We start from the raw sequence: 18,978 nt of genomic DNA on the forward strand, positions 1-18,978 counted from the left end.
CTAGCCACCGAAGTCGTCAAAGGCAATGTTTTCAGGTTGCACACCGAGGTCGTCCAACATCTTGAGAACCGCTTGCAACATCAATGGCGGTCCACAGATGTAGTACTCGATATCTTCTGGTGCCGGATGGTTCTTCAAGTACTCGTCCAACAGCACTTGGTGGATGAATCCTTTGTAACCCGTCCAATTGTCTTCCGGGAGCGGATCAGACAACGCAATGTTCAACTTGAAGTTCGGGAAATCTTTCTCGATGGCCTCGAACTCGTCCACATAGAAAAGTTCGCGACTACTACGTCCGCCGTACCAGTAGGAGACTTTGCGGTCGGTTTTCAGGTTTTTGAACAACTCGAAGATATGGCTTCGCAGCGGTGCCATCCCCGCACCACCACCGATGTAAACCATCTCGGCGTCGGTATCTTTGATGAAGAATTCACCGTAGGGACCACTGATCGTACACTTATCGCCTGGCTTCAAATTGAAGATGTACGACGACACCTTACCCGGTGGAGTACCTTCCGGTGCCCGTGGCGGAGGAGTGGCGATCCGGACGTTGAGCATGATAATGCCTTTCTCGCCCGGGTAGTTCGCCATCGAGTACGCTCGGAAGACTGGTTCGGTCACTTTGGATTTCAAGTTCCAAAGGTTGTACTTATCCCAGTCTTCACGGAACCGCTCCTCGACGTCGAAATTAGAGTAATCGACTTCGTGTGGCGGGACTTCGATCTGAATGAACCCGCCCGACTTGAAGTTCACTGCTTCGTCGGCGGGAAGTTCCAATACAAGTTCTTTGATGAACGTCGCAACGTTTCGGTTGGAACGAACCGTGCATTCCCATTTCTTGGTTTCGAGTGCTTCTTCCGGCACTTCGATCTTCATGTCCTGCTTGACAGCGACCTGACAGGACAATCGATACCCCTCGCGAGCCTGCATATTGTTGATGTGGTTGCGTTCGGTCGGGAGAATGTCTCCACCACCTTCGAACACTCGCACCATACACTGTGCACAGGTACCACCACCGCCACATGCGGACGAGACGAAAATCTCGTTATCGGCTAACGCACCAAGCAATTTTCCGCCCGCGGGCGTCGACAACGCTTTCTGATCGTTGACGATAATCTCGACGTTTCCGGAGGCGACCAACTGTGTCTTCGCAAACTCGATCAATGCCACGAGCACGAGGACGACGCCGGTAAACATTCCCACGCCCAGAAGAATCTGCATAAATGGCGACATGGAATCGTTTCTATCTCTACCTAAAGTCAGGTGATGGTGTGAACAATAAAACTAAACGGGAGTCGTGCAGAATTCAGCTGGTACTAAATCCCGGAGAAGGCCATGAACGCCATCGCCATCAAGCCCACTGTGATAAAGGTAATTCCCAAACCACGCAGCCCGGGTGGGACGTCGGAGTACTTCATTTTCTCACGAATACCTGCGAGCAAGACAATCGCCAAAGCCCAACCAACGCCGCTTCCCAAGCCGAAGGTGACGCTTTCCGCGAAACTATAGTCACGTTGCTCCATAAACAAAGTCCCCCCGAGAATCGCACAGTTCACCGTAATCAACGGTAGGAAGATCCCGAGGGTGTTATAGAGAGCCGGGAAGAAGCGATCGAGCGTCATTTCGAGAATCTGCACCATCGCGGCAATCACGCCGATGTAGCAGATCAGACTCAAGAATGTGAGATCGACGCCTTCCGCGATCACACCGTCTTTGAGCAGGAAATTCAGAATCAGATTATTCGTTGGGACGGTGATCGTTTGAATCACAATCACCGCCGCTCCCAATCCAAGAGCGGTCTTGACGTTCTTCGAAACAGCCAGGAATGTGCACATTCCCAGGAAGTACATCAACGCGAGATTCTCAGGAAACACCGACCGCGTGAACAACGCCAAGTGGTGTTCGAGAAACTCCAAAACGGGAGATTCGCTGGCGGCAGATTCGACTGCTGCTGAGAAAATTGTGACCATTTTCTTTCTGACCTTGTCAGTAATATCCGCGATCAAACGCAAAGGCTAAGCCATCACCGGCCACTAGCTTGCGTCGACTTGTTCCGGTCGGACGGTACGAATCACCCAAATTGTCAAACCGATGATGAAGAACGCACTCGGGGGCAAAAGGAACAAACCGTTGGGGACATAGCCAATACCGCTGGTGGAATCAGCTTGTAACGGAATAATTTGAGCTCCGAACAATTTGCCGCTGCCGATCAACTCCCGAAAGAACGCCACGAGCACCAAGATCGCGCTGTAACCCAGGCCGTTGCCGACCCCATCGAGAAAACTCATTTTCGGACTGTTCTTCATCGCGAAGCCTTCGGCCCGTCCCATCACGATGCAGTTCGTGATGATCAACCCGACAAACACCGAAAGCTTTTGACTAATCGTAAACGCATACGCTTTGAGAACCTGATCGACCAAGATCACAAGTGACGCAATCACGGTCATTTGGACAATGATGCGGATACTGCTCGGGATGCTGTGCCGAATTGAGGAAATCACTGCGCTGGAACACGCCGTGACAACCGTCACCGCCAGACACATGATAATCGTCGGCAGCAATTGCGTGGTGACTGCCAATGCAGAACAGATCCCCAGAATCTGCAACGCAATGGGATTGTTATTGATGACCGGATCGAGCAGAACGTCTTTGGGTTTTGCTTCCGCCATAGTTTCACTCCAGTCCCGCGAGGGAACCGCTGATTATTTCATCTGTTGCTTGAGATACGGTCCGAACCCTTTTTCGCCGAACCAGTAAGACATCATGTTCGCGACACCATTCGAAGTGATCGTTGCACCCGCTAGGGCATCAACTTCGTAATCGCTGTTCGGCTGCTTGACGACATCAAGCTCGACATTGCCGTCTTTGTCGTAAATATGCTTTCCAGGCCAAAGGGCTTTCCATGAGGGGTTATCCACCTCGCCACCCAGCCCCGGAGTTTCAGCCTGTTCGTAGTACGTCAGGCCAGCGACTTCGAGAGTCGATGGATCTTCGGTCAGCGTCGACAAGTCGATACTGATGAAACCTCGCAAGATCGACCACAGACCGTAGCCACGAATCGGCAACACCAATCGCGACTGTTTTCCCTCTTCGTTCTTCACGAAATAGACTTGGGAATACTTCTCGCGAGTCTTGATGTTCGCAACGTCTTCTTCGCCGGGAATTTCGGCACTCAACGCATTTGCGTTTCCGGCTCTGCGTTGATCGTACTCCGCGACATCTTCGACTTGGATCGTGTTGGGGTACTCCTCCGGCGGAACAACTTTGCCGGTATCGAGGTCGATCACTTTGACCTCGACCTTTTCTTCGAAAAGTTTCGGCACCTCTGAAACGGAGTTCGTTTCAGGATCGAATGCTCCAGCGGCAATCAGGATATTCTTCTGCTGCTCGCGTTGTTTGTTGAACTTCTGTTGGTCGCGCAAACCGATTGCGGCAGCCGACACCAACAGCGAACACCCGAGGCACAGCAGCAAAGCCACTTTGAACGTATTGACAAACGAATCACGCGGCATTGCGAGCCAACCTCCGCTTGATGTTAGCTTGAAGGACGAAGTAATCAATCAGGGGAGCAAACACGTTGCCCAACAGAATCGCCAGCATCACACCTTCCGGGAACGCCGGATTGATAACGCGGATGAGAATGGTGACCGCCCCAATCAAAATGCCATACCACCACTTACCGGTTTCGGTCATCGACGCTGACACCGGGTCGGTCGCCATGAAGACGGCACCGAACGCGTAACCGCCAATCACCAAATGCCACCACGGCGGCAACGCATACATCAGATTGCTATCACTGCCGGCAATCCAGAAAATCGAGGACAGCCCCACCGCACCGATGAGCGTTCCCAGCATGATCTTCCAGGAACCAACGCCGGTCATGATCAGGAAAGCAGCCCCGAGCAAACAAGCCAAAGCCGATGTTTCACCCATCGAACCTTGGATCGTACCAAAGAATGCTTGCCACCAGGTGATTGAAAGCGCTCCCATTCCGTCAGCGGCGGGGGCGGTTCCCATGATGGTCAGCGATGTGGCACCACTAAAGCCATCGACAGCGGCGGCGGTCCAGATCCGTTCGCCGGAGATGTACGCTGGGTAAGCAAAGTACAAGAAGGCCCGAGCAGTCAAAGCCGGGTTCAAGAAGTTCCGACCCGTTCCGCCGAAGATCTCTTTGCCGATCACCACGCCGAAGCTGATTCCGATCGCAACTTGCCATAGCGGAATCGTCGGCGGCAAGATCAACGGGAATAGCATCCCCGTAACGAGAAACCCTTCGTTGACTTCATGTCCACGAACGATGGCGAACAGAACTTCCCAGATCCCACCCACCGTCATACACACGATGTAAACAGGCAGAAAGTACAACGCCCCATAGATTAGGCTCGACAAGAAGTTACCCGGATCGAAAGGCAACCCGAGACTTTGCATCAAGCCCGTTTGCCAGTCCGGCCAAACCGTACGACCTTGCGTATATTTGATTTGGTCCAGCGATACCGCGTTCACGCTATCGCTCGCCAACACAGAGTCGAGTTGCTTCTGAAGCTTGTTCTCCGTATCAGCCGTATCGATCGACTCATCAGCCGCAGTCCGCACTTTGGTGACCACACCGACGAGTTTCTCTTCGATGGGCCGACCGATCGAGGCTTGCATCACCACGCCGACTTCGGCAGACGTCAGCACGCCACGATTGAGCAGCACCTCGGCCACCTGGCGATTCCGGATCACGGTATTCGCCTGATACCCGGTATTCCACATGGCCATGAAGATACAGGGAATTAACGCGATGACGACGAGAACCATATACCGTTTCAGGTCGATCCCGTCGCGAACATGCGCGGCGGTCTTTGTGACCGTTCCCGGTGTGTACAAGAACGTGTCGAGCGCCTCGTACAGGGGATAGAGTTTCTCGAGTTTGCCACCTTTGTCAAAGCTGGGATGCAGCTTATCCAGAAGGTTTCGCAAAGGCTTCATGTGTTCGACATCTCACTGAGGAAGAAACGGAAAATCATTCGCCTCAAAACGCACAGAACTTCAAGACGACCACCAACTGCATCAGCCTTCTTTTTCGATGGTCGTCAGATTACTCCGAAGGATCGGGCCGTAATCGTACTTCCCGGGACACACAAATGTGCAAAGTCCCAAGTCTTCTTCATCCAATTCCAAGCAACCGAGTACCTGGGCTTGTTCCGTATCACCAATCACCAAAGATCGCAGCAGGTAAACCGGCTCGATATCCAAAGGCATCACACGGTCGTAAGACGCAATCGGCACCATCGCCCGCGGACTACCACCTTGCGAGGTCGTCAACGCGTACCGTTCACCACGCCCGACATACGCCGACGCAAAAGCTCGGGTTGTCGAAATCGTCTGAAAACCAGGTTTCTGCCAGCCGAGCAACTCACGCTCTCGGCCTTCACTCAGAGCACAGACCTGCAAATGGTACCGCCCTAAGAAATCGTGCGGTGCCGTGAACTGCCGACCCGCCAGCACAGACCCGGAAATCACGCGAATTTCGTCACCAGCCTTCAGCTGACCAGCGGTCAACTCACCTAGTGAAGCCCCAAGTATCGTGCGGATCAACCGCGGACGTTCAACCATCGGGCCCGCGAGGGAAACCACACGCTCTGTCGACAACCGCCCGGTCGTAAACAGAATCCCGATTGCAATCACATCCTGGTAGTTCAGATGCCAAACCGACTTCGAGAGACTCACCGGGTCCAAGAAGTGAATATGAGTCCCGGGCAGCCCGGCGGGGTGCGGACCGGCAAAATCGACGGACTCGACAGACGACAAACTCACTGAAGGCAACTGCGAATCCGGCTCTTTGCACAGATAGACTTTGCCATCCGTAAGCCGTCGAATGACTTGCAAACCATACGAGAATTCGAGTTCATGCTCTTTGACAACAATTTCCGGCCGCACAGCCAGAGGATTTGTGTCGATGGCAGTCACGAAAATCGAATGCGGAACAGCATTCAACTGCGGAACTTTGCTAAACGGGCGAGTACGAAACGCTGTCCACAACCCGCTGTTCACCAAGTTCTCGCGAACCGCTTCCCGACTCAGGCCGTCGAGATCGGTATCGTAGTATGAAGCAAACTCGACTTCGTCGTCACCAGTTGCCTCGACAACAAAACTTTCGAACTTACGTTTCGCACCGCGCCGGACTTCCTTGACGGTACCGGCAACGGGTGAGGTGTAGAGGACACCAGGCGTCTTTTTGTCCTCAAAGAGAGCCTGGCCTTTTTTGACCGACTCACCTTCTTGAACGAGAATTGTTGGCCGCATCCCGATGTAATCATCACCCAACAGACCAACGGTGGAAACCGGTGGCCCGTTTTCAATCGTTTGAGCCGGTTCGCCGGCTAACGGGATATCGAAACCTTTGCGGATCTTGATCATCGGTGGTGGTGATCCCTTGGCAACGGCCATTGAATCGAAAAGGTTGGATGGTCAGATTTCTTGGCCGATCATGCTGAACGACCAATCATCAACGTCAAAACCAGTTTATCGGCGTCTGGAGTATCCGTGTCAGAACACCCAGAGTTGAGGCAGGTCAAGACAATCGTGGTTTTACTTGCCAGCAGCAAACCGCTAGCCGACCAGACATCTTGTTCGTTGCCACCCGAGAATTTCGGCGGCGTATTGAGCACCTCGGTATCTTACACATGCTTTCGGGATTTTGAAGGCTCGCCCCCCTGAGATTCCGGAGTTTCGCGACGGGTTTTCCAAAGCAACGCCTGTCGAGAAAACAGATTCCCGATCGCGAGAACGAAAACCCATCGATAAACTCCGAAACATTTCGGGTTCAGCCGTCAGATCCTCTCATTTTTTTCGGGTGCGGATCATGTGAGTCGCTTGGCCAAACGCACTTTCGGCCGATTCCATCAATGTTTCTGACAGTGTGGGGTGGGCATGGATCGATTCCGCCAAATCTCGAGCTACGGCGGCAGTCTCAACTGCGAGAACGCCCTCCGCAATCATCTCGCCGGCTCCAGCACCGACAATCCCAACTCCGAGAATCCGTTCTGTGCCCGGTTCGATGAGAAGCTTCGTCAACCCGTCAGTTCGAGCAATCGCTTGCGCACGTCCGGAAGCCGCCCATGGGAATCGGACCACCTGCACATCGATGCCCTGTTCTTTGGCTTCATTCTCCGTCAATCCGCACCAAGCCAATTCCGGATCGGTAAACACGACCGCCGGAATCGCCACGTTGTCGAATTCCGCCGGTTTATCCAGCAACGCCTCGACCGCAACTTTGGCTTCACGCGTCGCCTTGTGAGCCAACATCGGTTCACCGGCCACGTCGCCAATCGCCAAAATGTTGGGATCGGTCGTCTGTTGCTTCGAGTCGACTTTGATGAACCCCTTGTCATCGACCTCGACCCGCGTGTTCTCCAGACCCACACCCTTCGTGTTCGGACGCCGACCAATCGCAATCAACACGCGATCGAACGTTTGCGGGCTCTCGACGCCTTCACCTTCGAGATCGGCGACGATTCCGTCATCCGTCGCTGTGAGTTTGGCGACTTTCGTATTGAGATGGATGGAATGAAACTGCTTTTCGAGCCGTTTCTGCAACGGTTTGACCAAATCGCGATCGGCTCCCGGCAACAGTCCGCTGAGCATCTCGACGACGGTCACTTCCGATCCCAACGCCGCATAGACCGACCCCATTTCCAAGCCGATATATCCACCACCAACTACCAGCAATCGGCCGGGGACATCGGGCAAGTTCAACGCACCGGTCGAATCCATCACGCGATCGTCACCGATTTCGAAGATTGGTGGCATCGCCGGTTTCGAACCGGTCGCCACAATCGCTTTCCGGAACGACAACGTCTCGCGACCGCCGTCTTCCTTTTCGACTTCGAGCGAATTGGAACTCAAAAGCGTGGCACGTCCGCGAATGGATTTTACATTGCGAGCGTTCGCAAGTTGTTGCACGCCACCGGTGAGCTGTCCAACCACGGATTCTTTGAATCCACGCAGCTTGTCGAGGTCGATTTTCGGTTCGGAGAACGTAACGCCATGCTCACTGGCATCTTTGGCTTCTTGAATCAGCTTCGCTACATGCAACAGGGCCTTCGACGGAATACACCCGCGGTGCAAACAAACACCGCCAGGTTTGACATCCTCGTCGATCATTACCACGTTCAAGCCATGATCGGCTGCCTCGAAAGCCGCCGGATATCCACCCGGGCCGCCTCCGATGACCACCAAATCGACCGCGTTTGGATCCGTCGATTCACTCGCCGCTGGTGTTGTTTTCTCTTCTGGTGTTGTTTTCTCTTCTGGTGTTGTTTTCTCTTGTTCTGGGGCAGGTTTTGATTCGTCAGCGGCCGGTTTGTTTGGTTCGGATGGTTTCGATTGCTCAGCGGACGCATCGCTGGTTTCCACCGTTAGAATCGCAGCACCGACATTGACTGTGTCGCCGGGACCCACGTGAATCGTGACGACTTTCCCACCGAATGGGCAGGGCACCTCCATCGCGGCTTTGTCAGTCTCGATCTCAATGACGTTCTGACCAGCCTCGATCACGTCACCCTCGGAGACCAACACTTCGGCCACATCGACCGAGTCGACGCCTTCCGAGACAGCAGGGAGTTGAAATTCTTGAGCCATGGGATTCTGGTTGTACCGTTAGTCCGTGATCGTCAAAGTTGGAGAATTCGAATGCCAATCGGCACAGGACACTAAAGCCAACCGCTTTGGATCGTAGCGATTTCTGTCTCGCGAAGGCCAAATTACAAAGGATGTTCCGCGTCCGTCTCGGACACAGAAGACCGAAATCCGGTCTAACACTGAACCATCAGCGCCATGAAGTCAGACAAGGAGTGCGAAAGTTTGACCATGAAGCGAGCCGCATCGGCGCCGTTGATCACCCGGTGATCGTAGGACAGCGACATTGGCAGACGCATCCGCTCCACAACTTGGCCATCCCGCAGTTCTAGCCGTTTCTGACCGCGGGACAACCCGAGAATAGCCACTTCCGGATAATTCACAATCGGCGTAAAACTCGTGCCACCGATCCCACCCAGGTTGGTGATTGTGAAGGTTCCACCTTGCATGTCTTCCAGACCGAGCTTGCGGTCCCGGGCTCGACCGGCAATCTCAGTGAGTTCCTCAGCGATATCTTGAATCGTTTTCTTATCACAGTCGCGAATCACCGGCACGACCAGTCCGGCTGGCGTATCGACCGCACAGCCCAAGTGATAGTAATCCTTAAGGATCAATTCATTCGAGACCGGATCGAGACTACAGTTGAAGTTAGGATACGCCTTGAGTGCTGCTACACAGGCTTTCATGACGATCGCCGTCATGGTGATCTTCGGGCCGTTCTTACCAGGCCCAGCCATGTAAGCTTTTCGTGCAGCTTCCATGTCCGTAACATCTGGCTCGTCGTGCTGCGTGACATGCGGAATCGTTTGCCAGGCGTAACTCAGATGAGCGGCCGACATCTTGGCGATCTTGTTCATCGCCTCACGACGGATCGGGCCGAACTTCTCGAAATTCGGCAACTCGCTCATTCCGCCGCTCATCGAAGCCATTGCTTCAGCAGGCTGACGAACGCCAGTCGACAAACCACTTCCACCGCGAACGAACGCTTTCACGTCGTCTTTGGTAATTCGACCGCCAGCACCGCTGCCCTTGACCTGCACCAAATCGACGTTCAACTCGCGTGCCAAGCGACGCGTCGAAGGAGCGGCGGGCGGGGGCACAGAACCTTGATCGTTCCGACGTGCCAATGCCGTTTCACTCACTGTGGCCACTGCCGGACTTGGCATTGTCTGATGCGGCTGCGAAGGCGGTGGCGGTGAAGAAACCGCATCGTTTTTCGCGGGCGTGCTTTCCGCTTGAGGGGCTTTTTCTTGCGACGTTTCCTTCGGTGGCGTTTCATCTTGCGGAGCATCGTTACTGGATGCGTCGCTCGACTCCTCAATGGTCAGCAGCACGGTTCCGACGGGAACTGTGTCACCAGCCGCCACGTGAACTTTGGTCACACGACCGCCGATTTTCACCGGAACTTCCATCGCGGCCTTGTCGGTTTCGACCTCGACCACATTCTGATCCGGACTCACGGTGTCGCCTTCGGACACCAGGACGTCCGCGATGTCCACGGTTTCCACACCTTCGGAGATTTCCGGCAATTTAAATTCTGTCGGCATTGATGATATCTTGAAAAAGTCAATCAAACGGCCCAAGCCGTTAGCATTCACTAGCTGGCTTGTTTCAGATTTTTCTGAAGTGTTGGATTAGGCGAATGCCGGATCGATCTTGTCTGGGTCGATCTCCAACTCTTTGATCACTTCTGGCAGACGCTTCTTATCGAAGTTGCAATGACGCGAAAGTGCCTCGCAGGTCGCGTAAGCTACGCATTCGCCGTCGACTTCGAAGTGTCGCCGCAGATTCGGACGCGAATCACTTCGGCCGAACCCATCCGTCCCCAACGCTGTGTATGTCCCGGGAATCCACTCGCGAATCTGGTCATGCACAAGCCGAACGTTGTCGCTCGACGCGATGAACGGACCTTCGTGTTCAGCGAACAGTTCTTCGAGATAGCTCTTTTTCGTTTCCTCACCGGGGTGCATCCGGTTCCAACGGGAAGTCGCTCGGGCATCGCGTGCCAGTTCGCTGTAACTGGTAACACTCCACACGTCACTACCGATGCCGTATTTCTCGGCGAGAATTTCTTGCCCGCGTAATACTTCGCGGAGAATTGTGCCACTCCCGAAGAGCTGCGGACGAAGCTCTTTGCCGTTCGTGCCCTCGGTGCTCTTCAGTTTGTAGATACCTTTGAGGATGCCTTCCTCAACGCCCTCGGGCATCGAGGGCTGAACGTAACTTTCGTTGTACACGCTCAGGTAGTAGAAGATTTCCTCACCATCCGCGTACATCCGCTTCAAACCATCGCGAATAATGACGGCCAATTCGTACGCATAAGCTGGGTCATAGGCGACCAAATTTGGTACGGTTGTCGCGACAAGATGACTGTGACCGTCTTCGTGCTGCAACCCTTCACCGTTGAGCGTCGTCCGTCCGGATGTCCCGCCAACGAGGAACCCTTTGACGCGACTATCACCAGCCAGCCAGACCAAATCGCCGACCCGCTGAAAACCGAACATCGAGTAGTAGATGTAGAACGGAATCATGTGCATTCCAAGATTGGAATACGCAGTCCCGGCGGCGATGAAGGACGAAATCGCTCCGGCCTCATTGATCCCCTCTTCGAGAACCTGTCCGTCCTTAGCCTCTTTATAGTACATCAAGGTGCCGGCATCGACGGGTTCGTAGAGTTGCCCTTTGCTCGAATAAATGCCGAACATGCTGAAGAAGGATTCCATCCCGAAGGTGCGTGCTTCGTCCGGAATGATGGGCACCACTCGGTTGCCGATCTTCTTGTCTTTAGCGAGCGCCGCAATAATCGCGCCGAACGCTCCAGTTGTCGACGCCGCGTTATCGCCGGTACCTTCGAGCTGCTTCTTCCACTTTGACAACGGCGGAATTTCGAGACGCTCATCAGTCGCCGCCCGCTTGGGAACGAACCCGCCCAACTTTTCACGATGTTTGAGCAGATACTGAATCTCGGGGCTATCTTCCGGTGGCCGATAGAACGGGGCTTTGACAACCTCTTCATCGGACAGCGGAATCGAAAACCGACTACGGAAGGCGAGCAGTTCTTGCTCGTTGACCTTCTTGGTATTGTGAGCGACGTTGCGGCCTTCACCGGCTTCGCCCAAACCATAGCCTTTGATGGTCTTCGCCAATATCACCGTGGGCGCCCCCTTGTGACTGACCGCCGACCGGTAAGCGGCAAACACTTTTTCAGGGTCGTGCCCGCCGCGACGCATCTTCTGAAGTTGGTCGTCCGACAGGTGCGCGACAAGCTGTTTCAATTCCGGCGTGTTAAAGAAGTGATTGCGGATATACTCGCCGGACTCGACGCTGTATTTCTGGAATTGCCCGTCGACAACTTCGCCCATCCGCTTGATCAGATGGCCTTCGTGATCAGCGGCAATGAGTTCATCCCAATCCCGACCCCACACCACTTTGATGCAGTTCCAACCGGCACCTCGGAATGCGGCTTCCAGTTCCTGGATGATCTTGCCATTCCCACGAACCGGGCCGTCGAGCCGTTGCAAGTTGCAGTTAATTACGAAGATCAAATTATCCAGCCGTTCACGCGAAGCGAGTGTAATCGCCCCGAGAGTCTCCGGCTCATCACATTCACCATCACCCAGATAGGCCCAGACGTTGCTTTTTGACGTATCGAGCAAGCCCCGATGTTCCATGTATCGCAGGAAGCGGGCGTGATAAATCGCGGTGATCGGACCGAGACCCATCGACACCGTCGGGAACTGCCAGAACTCCGGCATCAACCAGGGGTGCGGATAACTCGAAAGACCTTGGCCACGCGGAATTTCTCGGCGGAAGTTTTCGAGATGGCTCTCGTCCAACCGCCCTTCGAGAAACGCGCGGGCATACATCCCGGGAGCGGCATGGCCTTGGAAGTAGACCATATCTCCGGTGTGATCTTCGGTGCGGGCGTGGAAGAAGTGATTGTAACCCACTTCGTACAACGTCGCCGACGACGCAAACGTTGAGATGTGCCCACCGATTCCGTCACTGCGTTTATTGCCACGCACAACCATGGCCATCGCATTCCAACGCACCAAACTTTTGATGCGTCGTTCCAGCTCCATATCGCCGGGGTAATGCGTTTCCTTATCCAACGGGATCGTGTTGATATAAGGTGTATTTGCAGTGAACGGCATCGTCACGCCACGACGGTACGCGCGTTCCTGCAACGTCACCAACAACTCTTGCAACGCCTGTGAACCATAGCGATGCAGAATGTCGTCTAGGGATTCAAACCATTCACCCAGTTCTTCCGAGTGAATGCTCGTGTTGGAGGACGCGGTCTCTTCGCTCATATTTGAATGATTCCCATTCCGTCGTCGTCAGTGAGTGCCGTCCCGGAGGAAGCGCGAGCTGTGCGCAAGAATGGCAGAACCTCGCCCGGGTTGCAACCCTTGAATGATGACGAAGTATAGCGAGGTCAGCGACTCTCGTGCAAAGCGCGTGTTCGGATTTTCTTTCTCGGACCAAACGGTGGGGAGAAATTAGACAAGTTCCGTCAACGTCGCAAGCAACCGCTCAATTTCTTCGTGAGAGTTATAGTGTAACAGGCCAATCCGCAATGTACCGTGTGGCTCTAGCCCGAGGGCTTCTGTCAACGGCAACGCATAGTGATTACCAGCCCAACAAAACAACCCGCGTTCGCCAAGTTTCGTAGCGAGTTCCTGAGGCGTTTTCGACTCATGCGTGATCGAAATCGTCGGTACGCGTTCGGACATTCGCGATGGATCAGTGATTCCCCATATGCGAATCCGCGGCAACTCTGCCAAATTGGTGAGCAGGAATTCACAGTTCTTGCGTTCGATCTCCGCAATCATTCCCATCCCGGCAACCAACGTTTCGCGTCGCGTACCATCACGACAGAATGGTTTTCCGAAAGATTCCAAATACCGAACCGCCTCGACAGCCCCAGCAATTCCCTCATGCGATTGCGTGCCGGTCATCCACCGACCCGGCAGCGAATCAGGAGCAGGGCGGAGCTTGTACGGCTGCAAGTCTTCCAACCGCTCGCGTTTCCCATACAGCACACCCACATGTGGGCCAAAAAACTTGTATGCGGAGACCGCGAGAAAATCACAATCCAACGCTATGACATCGATTGGCCCATGCGGGGCAAAGTGAACCGCATCCACAAACACTTCCGCCCCAACCGCGTGAGCAGCAGCGATCATTTCCGGCAACGGATTGATCGTGCCAACCGCATTTGATGCGTACCCAACGGCCACCAATCTCGTCTTCTCTGTAAGCTTTCGACGGAAATCGTCCATATCGAGCGTGCAGTCCTCGGGGTGAATGCCGACCGACTTGACCGTCGCACCCGCGTCGCGAGCGGCTAACTTCCAAGGAGTCACGTTGGCATCATGACCCAACTGCGTGACCAATATTTCATCGCCCGCCTGCCAACTCCGTGACAATGCTCGACTCAAGTGCAGAGTGAGCGACGTCATATTTGCGCCAAAGACAATTGCACCCGGGTCCGTCGCACCGAGAAAATCCGCCAGCACATGATGGGCGTCTTCGAGCAACTCATCACTTTCGCGACTCGTCGCAAACAGGGCACCTCGATTTGCGTTGGTCTTCAACAGGTAGCCCGAGACCGCATCCGCAACCCGCCAAGGAACCTGCGAACCGGCCGGCCCATCGAAATGTGCCACCGGTTGACCATTGAGCTCTCGTGCGAGCGCCGGGAACTGCTGCCGAATTTCCGCAAGCGATATCAACCCCACGACGCCACCTCCTCAACCAACAAAACAAGCCGCTGACGAAATCAGCGGCTTGAAGAAATAACATGCAGTTCTTGCAACGACTAGCTTTCCGCTGTCGCCGGCTCTTCTTCGGTTTTCTCAACGATTTCCAGGCCAGGCACATCGATTCCGGTGATTTTCACCATCGTGTACTTTTGCCGGTGCCCGTTGTGCTTCCGGGAATTCTTGCGACGCCGAAAGTGCTGAATTTCCAGCTTTTCGCCCTTTTGCTCCGGATCGGCAATTTCCGCCGTCACCGTTGCACCACTGATCAGCGGGGCACCAATTTGGCTCGCACCGCCACCATTGGCAAGCAAGACCTGGTCGAACGTAAGCGTTCCGCCGTCTTCGGCGTCCGCTCGGTAGTCCAAAGACAACAGGTCGCCCGGTTTCACTTTGTACTGACGGCCACCGTCAGCGAAGATCGCAAACATGATCACTCCTCAGTTGAGCCGCATGACATACACACGACATCGGTTATAGTTCGCCTCGCACCATTTTCGGTGCGGCATTCGGCAGCATGCGGAACCGGGCGGGTTCCCACGAGCCAGCCGTTCTGAAAATCCGCAGTTTCAGCCCAGTGGAGTCAAACTCCAGCCGGAACCCGTGAGTTTAGTCGCCTAGACGCTAACTTTCGAGCCTCCGGTGGAAACATTTTTGACAACATTCCCAATTTCATCCGTACACTTCACGAGCAAATGTTCCGGCCCCACATCGTTGCGGGCGATAATGTTGATCGACGCGTCGGTCCGATCTTCCAAATCGGTGATTTCTTTCCGCTTCCGGTTATTGAGATAATTGGCCACCCGTTCATGCATCTCGACGGTCAAGGTTCGCACATCAGCATGGTGAGCACTCGTCATCAACGTTCGCATGACATCGATTGCCATGCTCTCCGCGGTCTTCACCTGACCGGTCCCGCTGCAACACGGGCAATCTTCGTAGATGCTGCGACGCAGTGACGGTCGAATTCGCTGTCGAGTCATTTCGACCAATCCAAATGGACTGATCCGAAGCACCTTGGTGCGGGCCCGATCTCGTTCGACGGAATCACGAAGTCTCTTTTCGACAGCTCGTCGATGACGTTCATCGTGCATATCGATGAAATCGTTGACAATCACACCACCCAAGTCACGCAGGCGAATTTGTCGAGCGATTTCCTCAGCAGCTCGCATATTGAGTTGGTATGCGGTCGACTCGGCATCATCCTCGGTACGGAAATTACCGCTGTTCACGTCAATGGCAACCAACGCTTCCGTCTGGTCAATAACGATCGAACCGCCACCCTTGAGCGGCACATGCCGACTTTGGATTCGAGTGATTTCGTCTTCAATGTTGTAACGATGGAACAACGGTTCTTGGCCATCGTACAATTGCACGCGATCGACATGCTTCGGCATGACGATCTTCATGAATTCGCGGGCACGTTCGTACGCTTCGGGTTGATCGATCAAAACACTGTCGATCTCGCCGTTATAGATGTCGCGAATCGTGCGGATCATCATGTCGCTGTCTTGATAGACATCGCCAGGGCCGCTGGCTTTCTCCAAACGACGCACGATCACTTTCCACAGCCGCAACAGATAATTCAGATCGCGTTGCAAATCTTTTCGCGACCGATCGATGCCAGCCGTCCGAATGATGAACCCCAACCCTTCCGGCGGTTGCAATTCGCGGAGCACGCTTCGAAGTTCTCGACGAGTATCTTCATCGGCAATTTTGCGACTCACGCCGATCCGTTGCAGCCCCGGCATGAGAACCAAATACCGTCCAGGAATGCTAACATAGGTGGAAAGCGTCGGTCCTTTCGCCCCGAGACCTTCCTTGATGACCTGAACCAGAACTTCACTGCCACGTTGGAAGATATCTTGAATCGGCGGTTTGTTTCGGGGGTTGCGATCGTTCATGCGGCTCGAGTTCCGCCCAGACCGCCCGTTAGATTCGTCGTCGTCGACGAGATGTCGATAGTACTGATACTCGACATCACTGACGTGCAAGAAACCGTTTCGCCCAACCCCAAAGTCCACGAACGCGGCTTGGATGCTCGGCTCGATGTTAACGACCCGCCCTTTGTAGATATTGTTGACGTAATTCTCGGAATTCGTCCGTTCGAGGTAAAGTTCTTCCAGCACGCCATTTTCCACGATGGCAATCCGGCTTTCTTCCGGCTGGAGAACGTTGACCAACATCTCCTTCTTCATCTGAGACCCTTTCAGTCTTTGCTGTTGACAATGCCTCTCTGAACCGACCGATTCTCGACCACCGCTTGCACACGAAAGTGCGTGCCCCAAGCTAACGGCCGAACGGGCTTTTCAGACAGACCTTGTCTTAGAGAAAGGGTGCGAATTCCACTTAGGAAGTCATGTTTGCGTCTTGATCGATACGGGACCTATGCTGACTGATCTACAAGAGAGGATTCGAACGGAATTCTCGAAATTTCACCCCCAACCACACACCGAGAGCAGTTTACGCTTCGTGTTAGCCAGGGTTCTCCAAGAGGTTTAGTCGTCTTCATCTCTACGTCTCAAGTTGTTTGACTGTCTATCCGTCAGTGCCGCCCCGTAGGTTAGCATCATGGAACGCGACTCGACAAAGGTTGGCATCTTGCGATGTCGTATCCGAATCGAGCTTGTCCTTGCGAAACAACTCCTCAAGTAATGATTCGCACCGTGTAAATTCAGGTGATTTGTTGAGCAACCCGAGAGTTACCCGATGTATTCGCTTTCAAAATTGTATTGGGGGTGAATCGAAACTAAGATTCCGATCACCGTAGGTAATCCGGGCACAGCTTGATTAATTCGCTATGCAGGAAACTTTCGACATCTCGCGCCAAGTCGAAACTCATTGCGTGCGTCGCAATTCGCTCGGCCTCGGCTATTGTTAATTGACGTATTACGGCTTTTAATTCCGGGATCACATGTGGGGTCACACTCAAACTTCGCAATCCCATACCGATCAATAACGGAACGAACATGGGATCGGAACTCATTTGACCGCACACAGAAACCGGCAGATCGTTTTCTCTGGCGACTGAAATGACTCGATGAATGAGTCGCAAAATTGAAGGGTCGCCAGAATTGTACAGACTGGCAACCGACGGATCACCCCGATCGGCTGCCAAGGCATATTGAATCAAATCGTTGGTGCCGATCGAAAAGAAATCCACTTCGCGAGCGAACTCCTCAATCATCATGACAGCAGCCGGGACTTCGACCATCATCCCGACCTGAAGATCCCGGGCAAACGGAATCCCTTCTTCTTCCAAATCCTCCATCACATCAGCAATGGTCATTTTCGCCTGCCGAAATTCAAGCAGGGTCGAGACCAAGGGGAACATGATCCGCACGTCATGCCCGATTGCCGCACGGAGTATGGCCCGAAGTTGAGTTTTGAACAACGGGAGATTCTGCAGACTCAGCCGGATACTCCGCAAACCGAGCACCGGATTAGAACTCCGGTGAACGAGTTGTTCCATCGAGCCGGGAATCTTGTCGGCTCCCAAATCGAGCGTTCGGATAACGACGGGCTGGCCATCCAACGCCGACACAACCCGCGAATACGCCTGAAAATGATCGTCTTCCGTGGGGTCCTTATCTTGGCCGAGATACAAGAACTCAGTCCGATAGAGACCGACTCCATCTGCACCACGCTCGCTACAATGTGCCGCCTCTTCCGGGAACTCGATGTTGCCCATCAAGCCAATTCGCACACCGTCCTGTGTCTCCGCAGGCAAACCGGCTAGCGATTCCAACCGCTCCGCAACGCTGCGAAATCGCGCTTGCGAATCCCGATACTTCTCTTCGGCTTCCTCATCCGGCTCAACGATAATCTCGCCAAGGTTGCCATCGAGAATGACGGTCTCGCCCCCGGAAAGATCAGAGAGAAACGACCCCAAACCAACGACCGCGGGAATTTCCAATGCCCCAGCCAAAATCGCGGTATGACTGGTGTGACCACCCGCTTCGGTGGCAAACCCGAGTACAAATTCCCGATTGAGCTGAGCCGTTTCGCTCGGCGTGAGATTGTACGCTAACACAATGACCGGGCTAGTCAAATTGGCCAGCGACAACCGATCCTCACCACTGAGCCGACTCAAAACGCGTTTTTTGAGATCGATCACATCGGTCGCACGCTCGGCAAGGTACGGATTTCCCAGCGAGCGAAGACGTTTGGCATTCCGATCCAAGGCAATCGAAGACGCGTAGTCAGCAGAGTAGGATTTCTTACGGATCAACTCCTCGATTTCCGCAGCCAAGAGAGGATCACGTGCCAGATCGAGGTGGGCCGAAAAAATTTGCCCAAATTGTTCGCCAAGCTGTTCGGTAGCGAGTTGTCGGTTGCCTGCAATTTCGACACAGACGGCGTCTAGCGCGGCATGGAAGCGATGCACCTCATCTTCCACAGCAGAAGCCCGAACGAACCGGCGGGCAATACGCGCGTCCTCATCGCCCAGCACGAATGCCGGACCGGAAACAACACCCGGAGAGACCGCGATTCCACGCTTGACTAACATTGACCTATTTTAGCTACTCCTCATCGCTGGCCCCTCCACCATTGCAAGGAACCAATACCAGCGGAACCCGAACTACGAACA

General features: G+C 54.1%; 13 protein-coding genes. All 13 read right to left on the reverse strand.

What is annotated here, in order from left to right; genetic code table 11:
• Positions 1–1,221 carry an NADH:ubiquinone reductase (Na(+)-transporting) subunit F gene (gene nqrF / locus AC5DDB_RS07645; RefSeq protein ID WP_491739140.1) on the reverse strand — a complete coding sequence of 407 codons (1,221 nt, stop codon included), beginning with the start codon at positions 1,219–1,221 and terminating at the stop codon, positions 1–3.
• Between the two features lie 95 nt (positions 1,222–1,316).
• Positions 1,317–1,970 (reverse strand): NADH:ubiquinone reductase (Na(+)-transporting) subunit E, encoded by a 654-nt coding sequence (gene nqrE, locus AC5DDB_RS07650; RefSeq protein WP_491739106.1) that lies wholly within the window; start codon positions 1,968–1,970, stop codon positions 1,317–1,319.
• Between the two features lie 63 nt (positions 1,971–2,033).
• Positions 2,034–2,669: an NADH:ubiquinone reductase (Na(+)-transporting) subunit D gene (locus AC5DDB_RS07655; protein ID WP_491739107.1), complete on the reverse strand. Its 636-nt coding sequence runs from the start codon at positions 2,667–2,669 to the stop codon at positions 2,034–2,036.
• 33 nt (positions 2,670–2,702) lie between these two features.
• On the reverse strand, positions 2,703–3,512 hold the full coding sequence (locus AC5DDB_RS07660) for a Na(+)-translocating NADH-quinone reductase subunit C (protein WP_491739108.1): 810 nt from the start codon (positions 3,510–3,512) through the stop codon (positions 2,703–2,705).
• Positions 3,502–4,971, reverse strand: coding sequence for an NADH:ubiquinone reductase (Na(+)-transporting) subunit B (locus tag AC5DDB_RS07665; protein ID WP_491739109.1), 1,470 nt, complete (start codon positions 4,969–4,971; stop codon positions 3,502–3,504). Before AC5DDB_RS07665 ends, AC5DDB_RS07660 begins: the two co-directional genes overlap by 11 nt.
• A gap of 81 nt (positions 4,972–5,052) precedes the next feature.
• The gene (locus AC5DDB_RS07670; protein ID WP_491739110.1) at positions 5,053–6,402 is read right to left on the reverse strand and encodes a Na(+)-translocating NADH-quinone reductase subunit A; all 1,350 of its coding nucleotides are present in this window, start codon (positions 6,400–6,402) and stop codon (positions 5,053–5,055) included.
• 423 nt (positions 6,403–6,825) lie between these two features.
• Positions 6,826–8,625: a dihydrolipoyl dehydrogenase gene (gene lpdA, locus AC5DDB_RS07675; RefSeq protein WP_491739111.1), complete on the reverse strand. Its 1,800-nt coding sequence runs from the start codon at positions 8,623–8,625 to the stop codon at positions 6,826–6,828.
• Between the two features lie 173 nt (positions 8,626–8,798).
• Positions 8,799–10,169 (reverse strand): 2-oxo acid dehydrogenase subunit E2, encoded by a 1,371-nt coding sequence (locus AC5DDB_RS07680; RefSeq protein ID WP_491739112.1) that lies wholly within the window; start codon positions 10,167–10,169, stop codon positions 8,799–8,801.
• An 87-nt stretch (positions 10,170–10,256) separates the two neighbouring features.
• Positions 10,257–12,935, reverse strand: a complete 2,679-nt coding sequence (gene aceE, locus AC5DDB_RS07685; protein WP_491739113.1) for a pyruvate dehydrogenase (acetyl-transferring), homodimeric type — start codon at positions 12,933–12,935, stop codon at positions 10,257–10,259.
• Positions 12,936–13,124: 189 nt separating this feature from the next.
• Positions 13,125–14,366, reverse strand: coding sequence for a cysteine desulfurase-like protein (locus AC5DDB_RS07690; RefSeq protein WP_491739114.1), 1,242 nt, complete (start codon positions 14,364–14,366; stop codon positions 13,125–13,127).
• A gap of 80 nt (positions 14,367–14,446) precedes the next feature.
• A complete protein-coding gene (gene rplU / locus AC5DDB_RS07695) occupies positions 14,447–14,818 on the reverse strand; it encodes a 50S ribosomal protein L21 (protein WP_491739115.1) in 372 nt (123 codons plus the stop codon).
• Between the two features lie 186 nt (positions 14,819–15,004).
• Positions 15,005–16,585, reverse strand: coding sequence for an Rne/Rng family ribonuclease (locus AC5DDB_RS07700; RefSeq protein WP_491739116.1), 1,581 nt, complete (start codon positions 16,583–16,585; stop codon positions 15,005–15,007).
• 563 nt (positions 16,586–17,148) lie between these two features.
• Complete coding sequence (ptsP, locus tag AC5DDB_RS07705; RefSeq protein ID WP_491739117.1) at positions 17,149–18,897, reverse strand: phosphoenolpyruvate--protein phosphotransferase; 1,749 nt, start codon at positions 18,895–18,897, stop codon at positions 17,149–17,151.
• Positions 18,898–18,978: the final 81 nt, after the last annotated feature.

This window comes from Thalassoroseus sp. (assembly GCF_984380535.1).

What these genes read in the sequence shown, in the direction of transcription:
- AC5DDB_RS07670 (WP_491739110.1), bottom strand. Translation starts at nt 6,402, where the DNA reads ATGATCAAGATCCGCAAAGGTTTCGATATCCCGTTAGCCGGCGAACCG.
- nqrF (WP_491739140.1), bottom strand. Translation starts at nt 1,221, where the DNA reads ATGCAGATTCTTCTGGGCGTGGGAATGTTTACCGGCGTCGTCCTCGTG.
- AC5DDB_RS07700 (WP_491739116.1), bottom strand. Translation starts at nt 16,585, where the DNA reads ATGAAGAAGGAGATGTTGGTCAACGTTCTCCAGCCGGAAGAAAGCCGG.
- AC5DDB_RS07665 (WP_491739109.1), bottom strand. Translation starts at nt 4,971, where the DNA reads ATGAAGCCTTTGCGAAACCTTCTGGATAAGCTGCATCCCAGCTTTGAC.
- rplU (WP_491739115.1), bottom strand. Translation starts at nt 14,818, where the DNA reads ATGTTTGCGATCTTCGCTGACGGTGGCCGTCAGTACAAAGTGAAACCG.
- AC5DDB_RS07660 (WP_491739108.1), bottom strand. Translation starts at nt 3,512, where the DNA reads ATGCCGCGTGATTCGTTTGTCAATACGTTCAAAGTGGCTTTGCTGCTG.
- AC5DDB_RS07655 (WP_491739107.1), bottom strand. Translation starts at nt 2,669, where the DNA reads ATGGCGGAAGCAAAACCCAAAGACGTTCTGCTCGATCCGGTCATCAAT.
- aceE (WP_491739113.1), bottom strand. Translation starts at nt 12,935, where the DNA reads ATGAGCGAAGAGACCGCGTCCTCCAACACGAGCATTCACTCGGAAGAA.
- ptsP (WP_491739117.1), bottom strand. Translation starts at nt 18,897, where the DNA reads ATGTTAGTCAAGCGTGGAATCGCGGTCTCTCCGGGTGTTGTTTCCGGT.
- lpdA (WP_491739111.1), bottom strand. Translation starts at nt 8,625, where the DNA reads ATGGCTCAAGAATTTCAACTCCCTGCTGTCTCGGAAGGCGTCGACTCG.
- AC5DDB_RS07680 (WP_491739112.1), bottom strand. Translation starts at nt 10,169, where the DNA reads ATGCCGACAGAATTTAAATTGCCGGAAATCTCCGAAGGTGTGGAAACC.
- nqrE (WP_491739106.1), bottom strand. Translation starts at nt 1,970, where the DNA reads ATGGTCACAATTTTCTCAGCAGCAGTCGAATCTGCCGCCAGCGAATCT.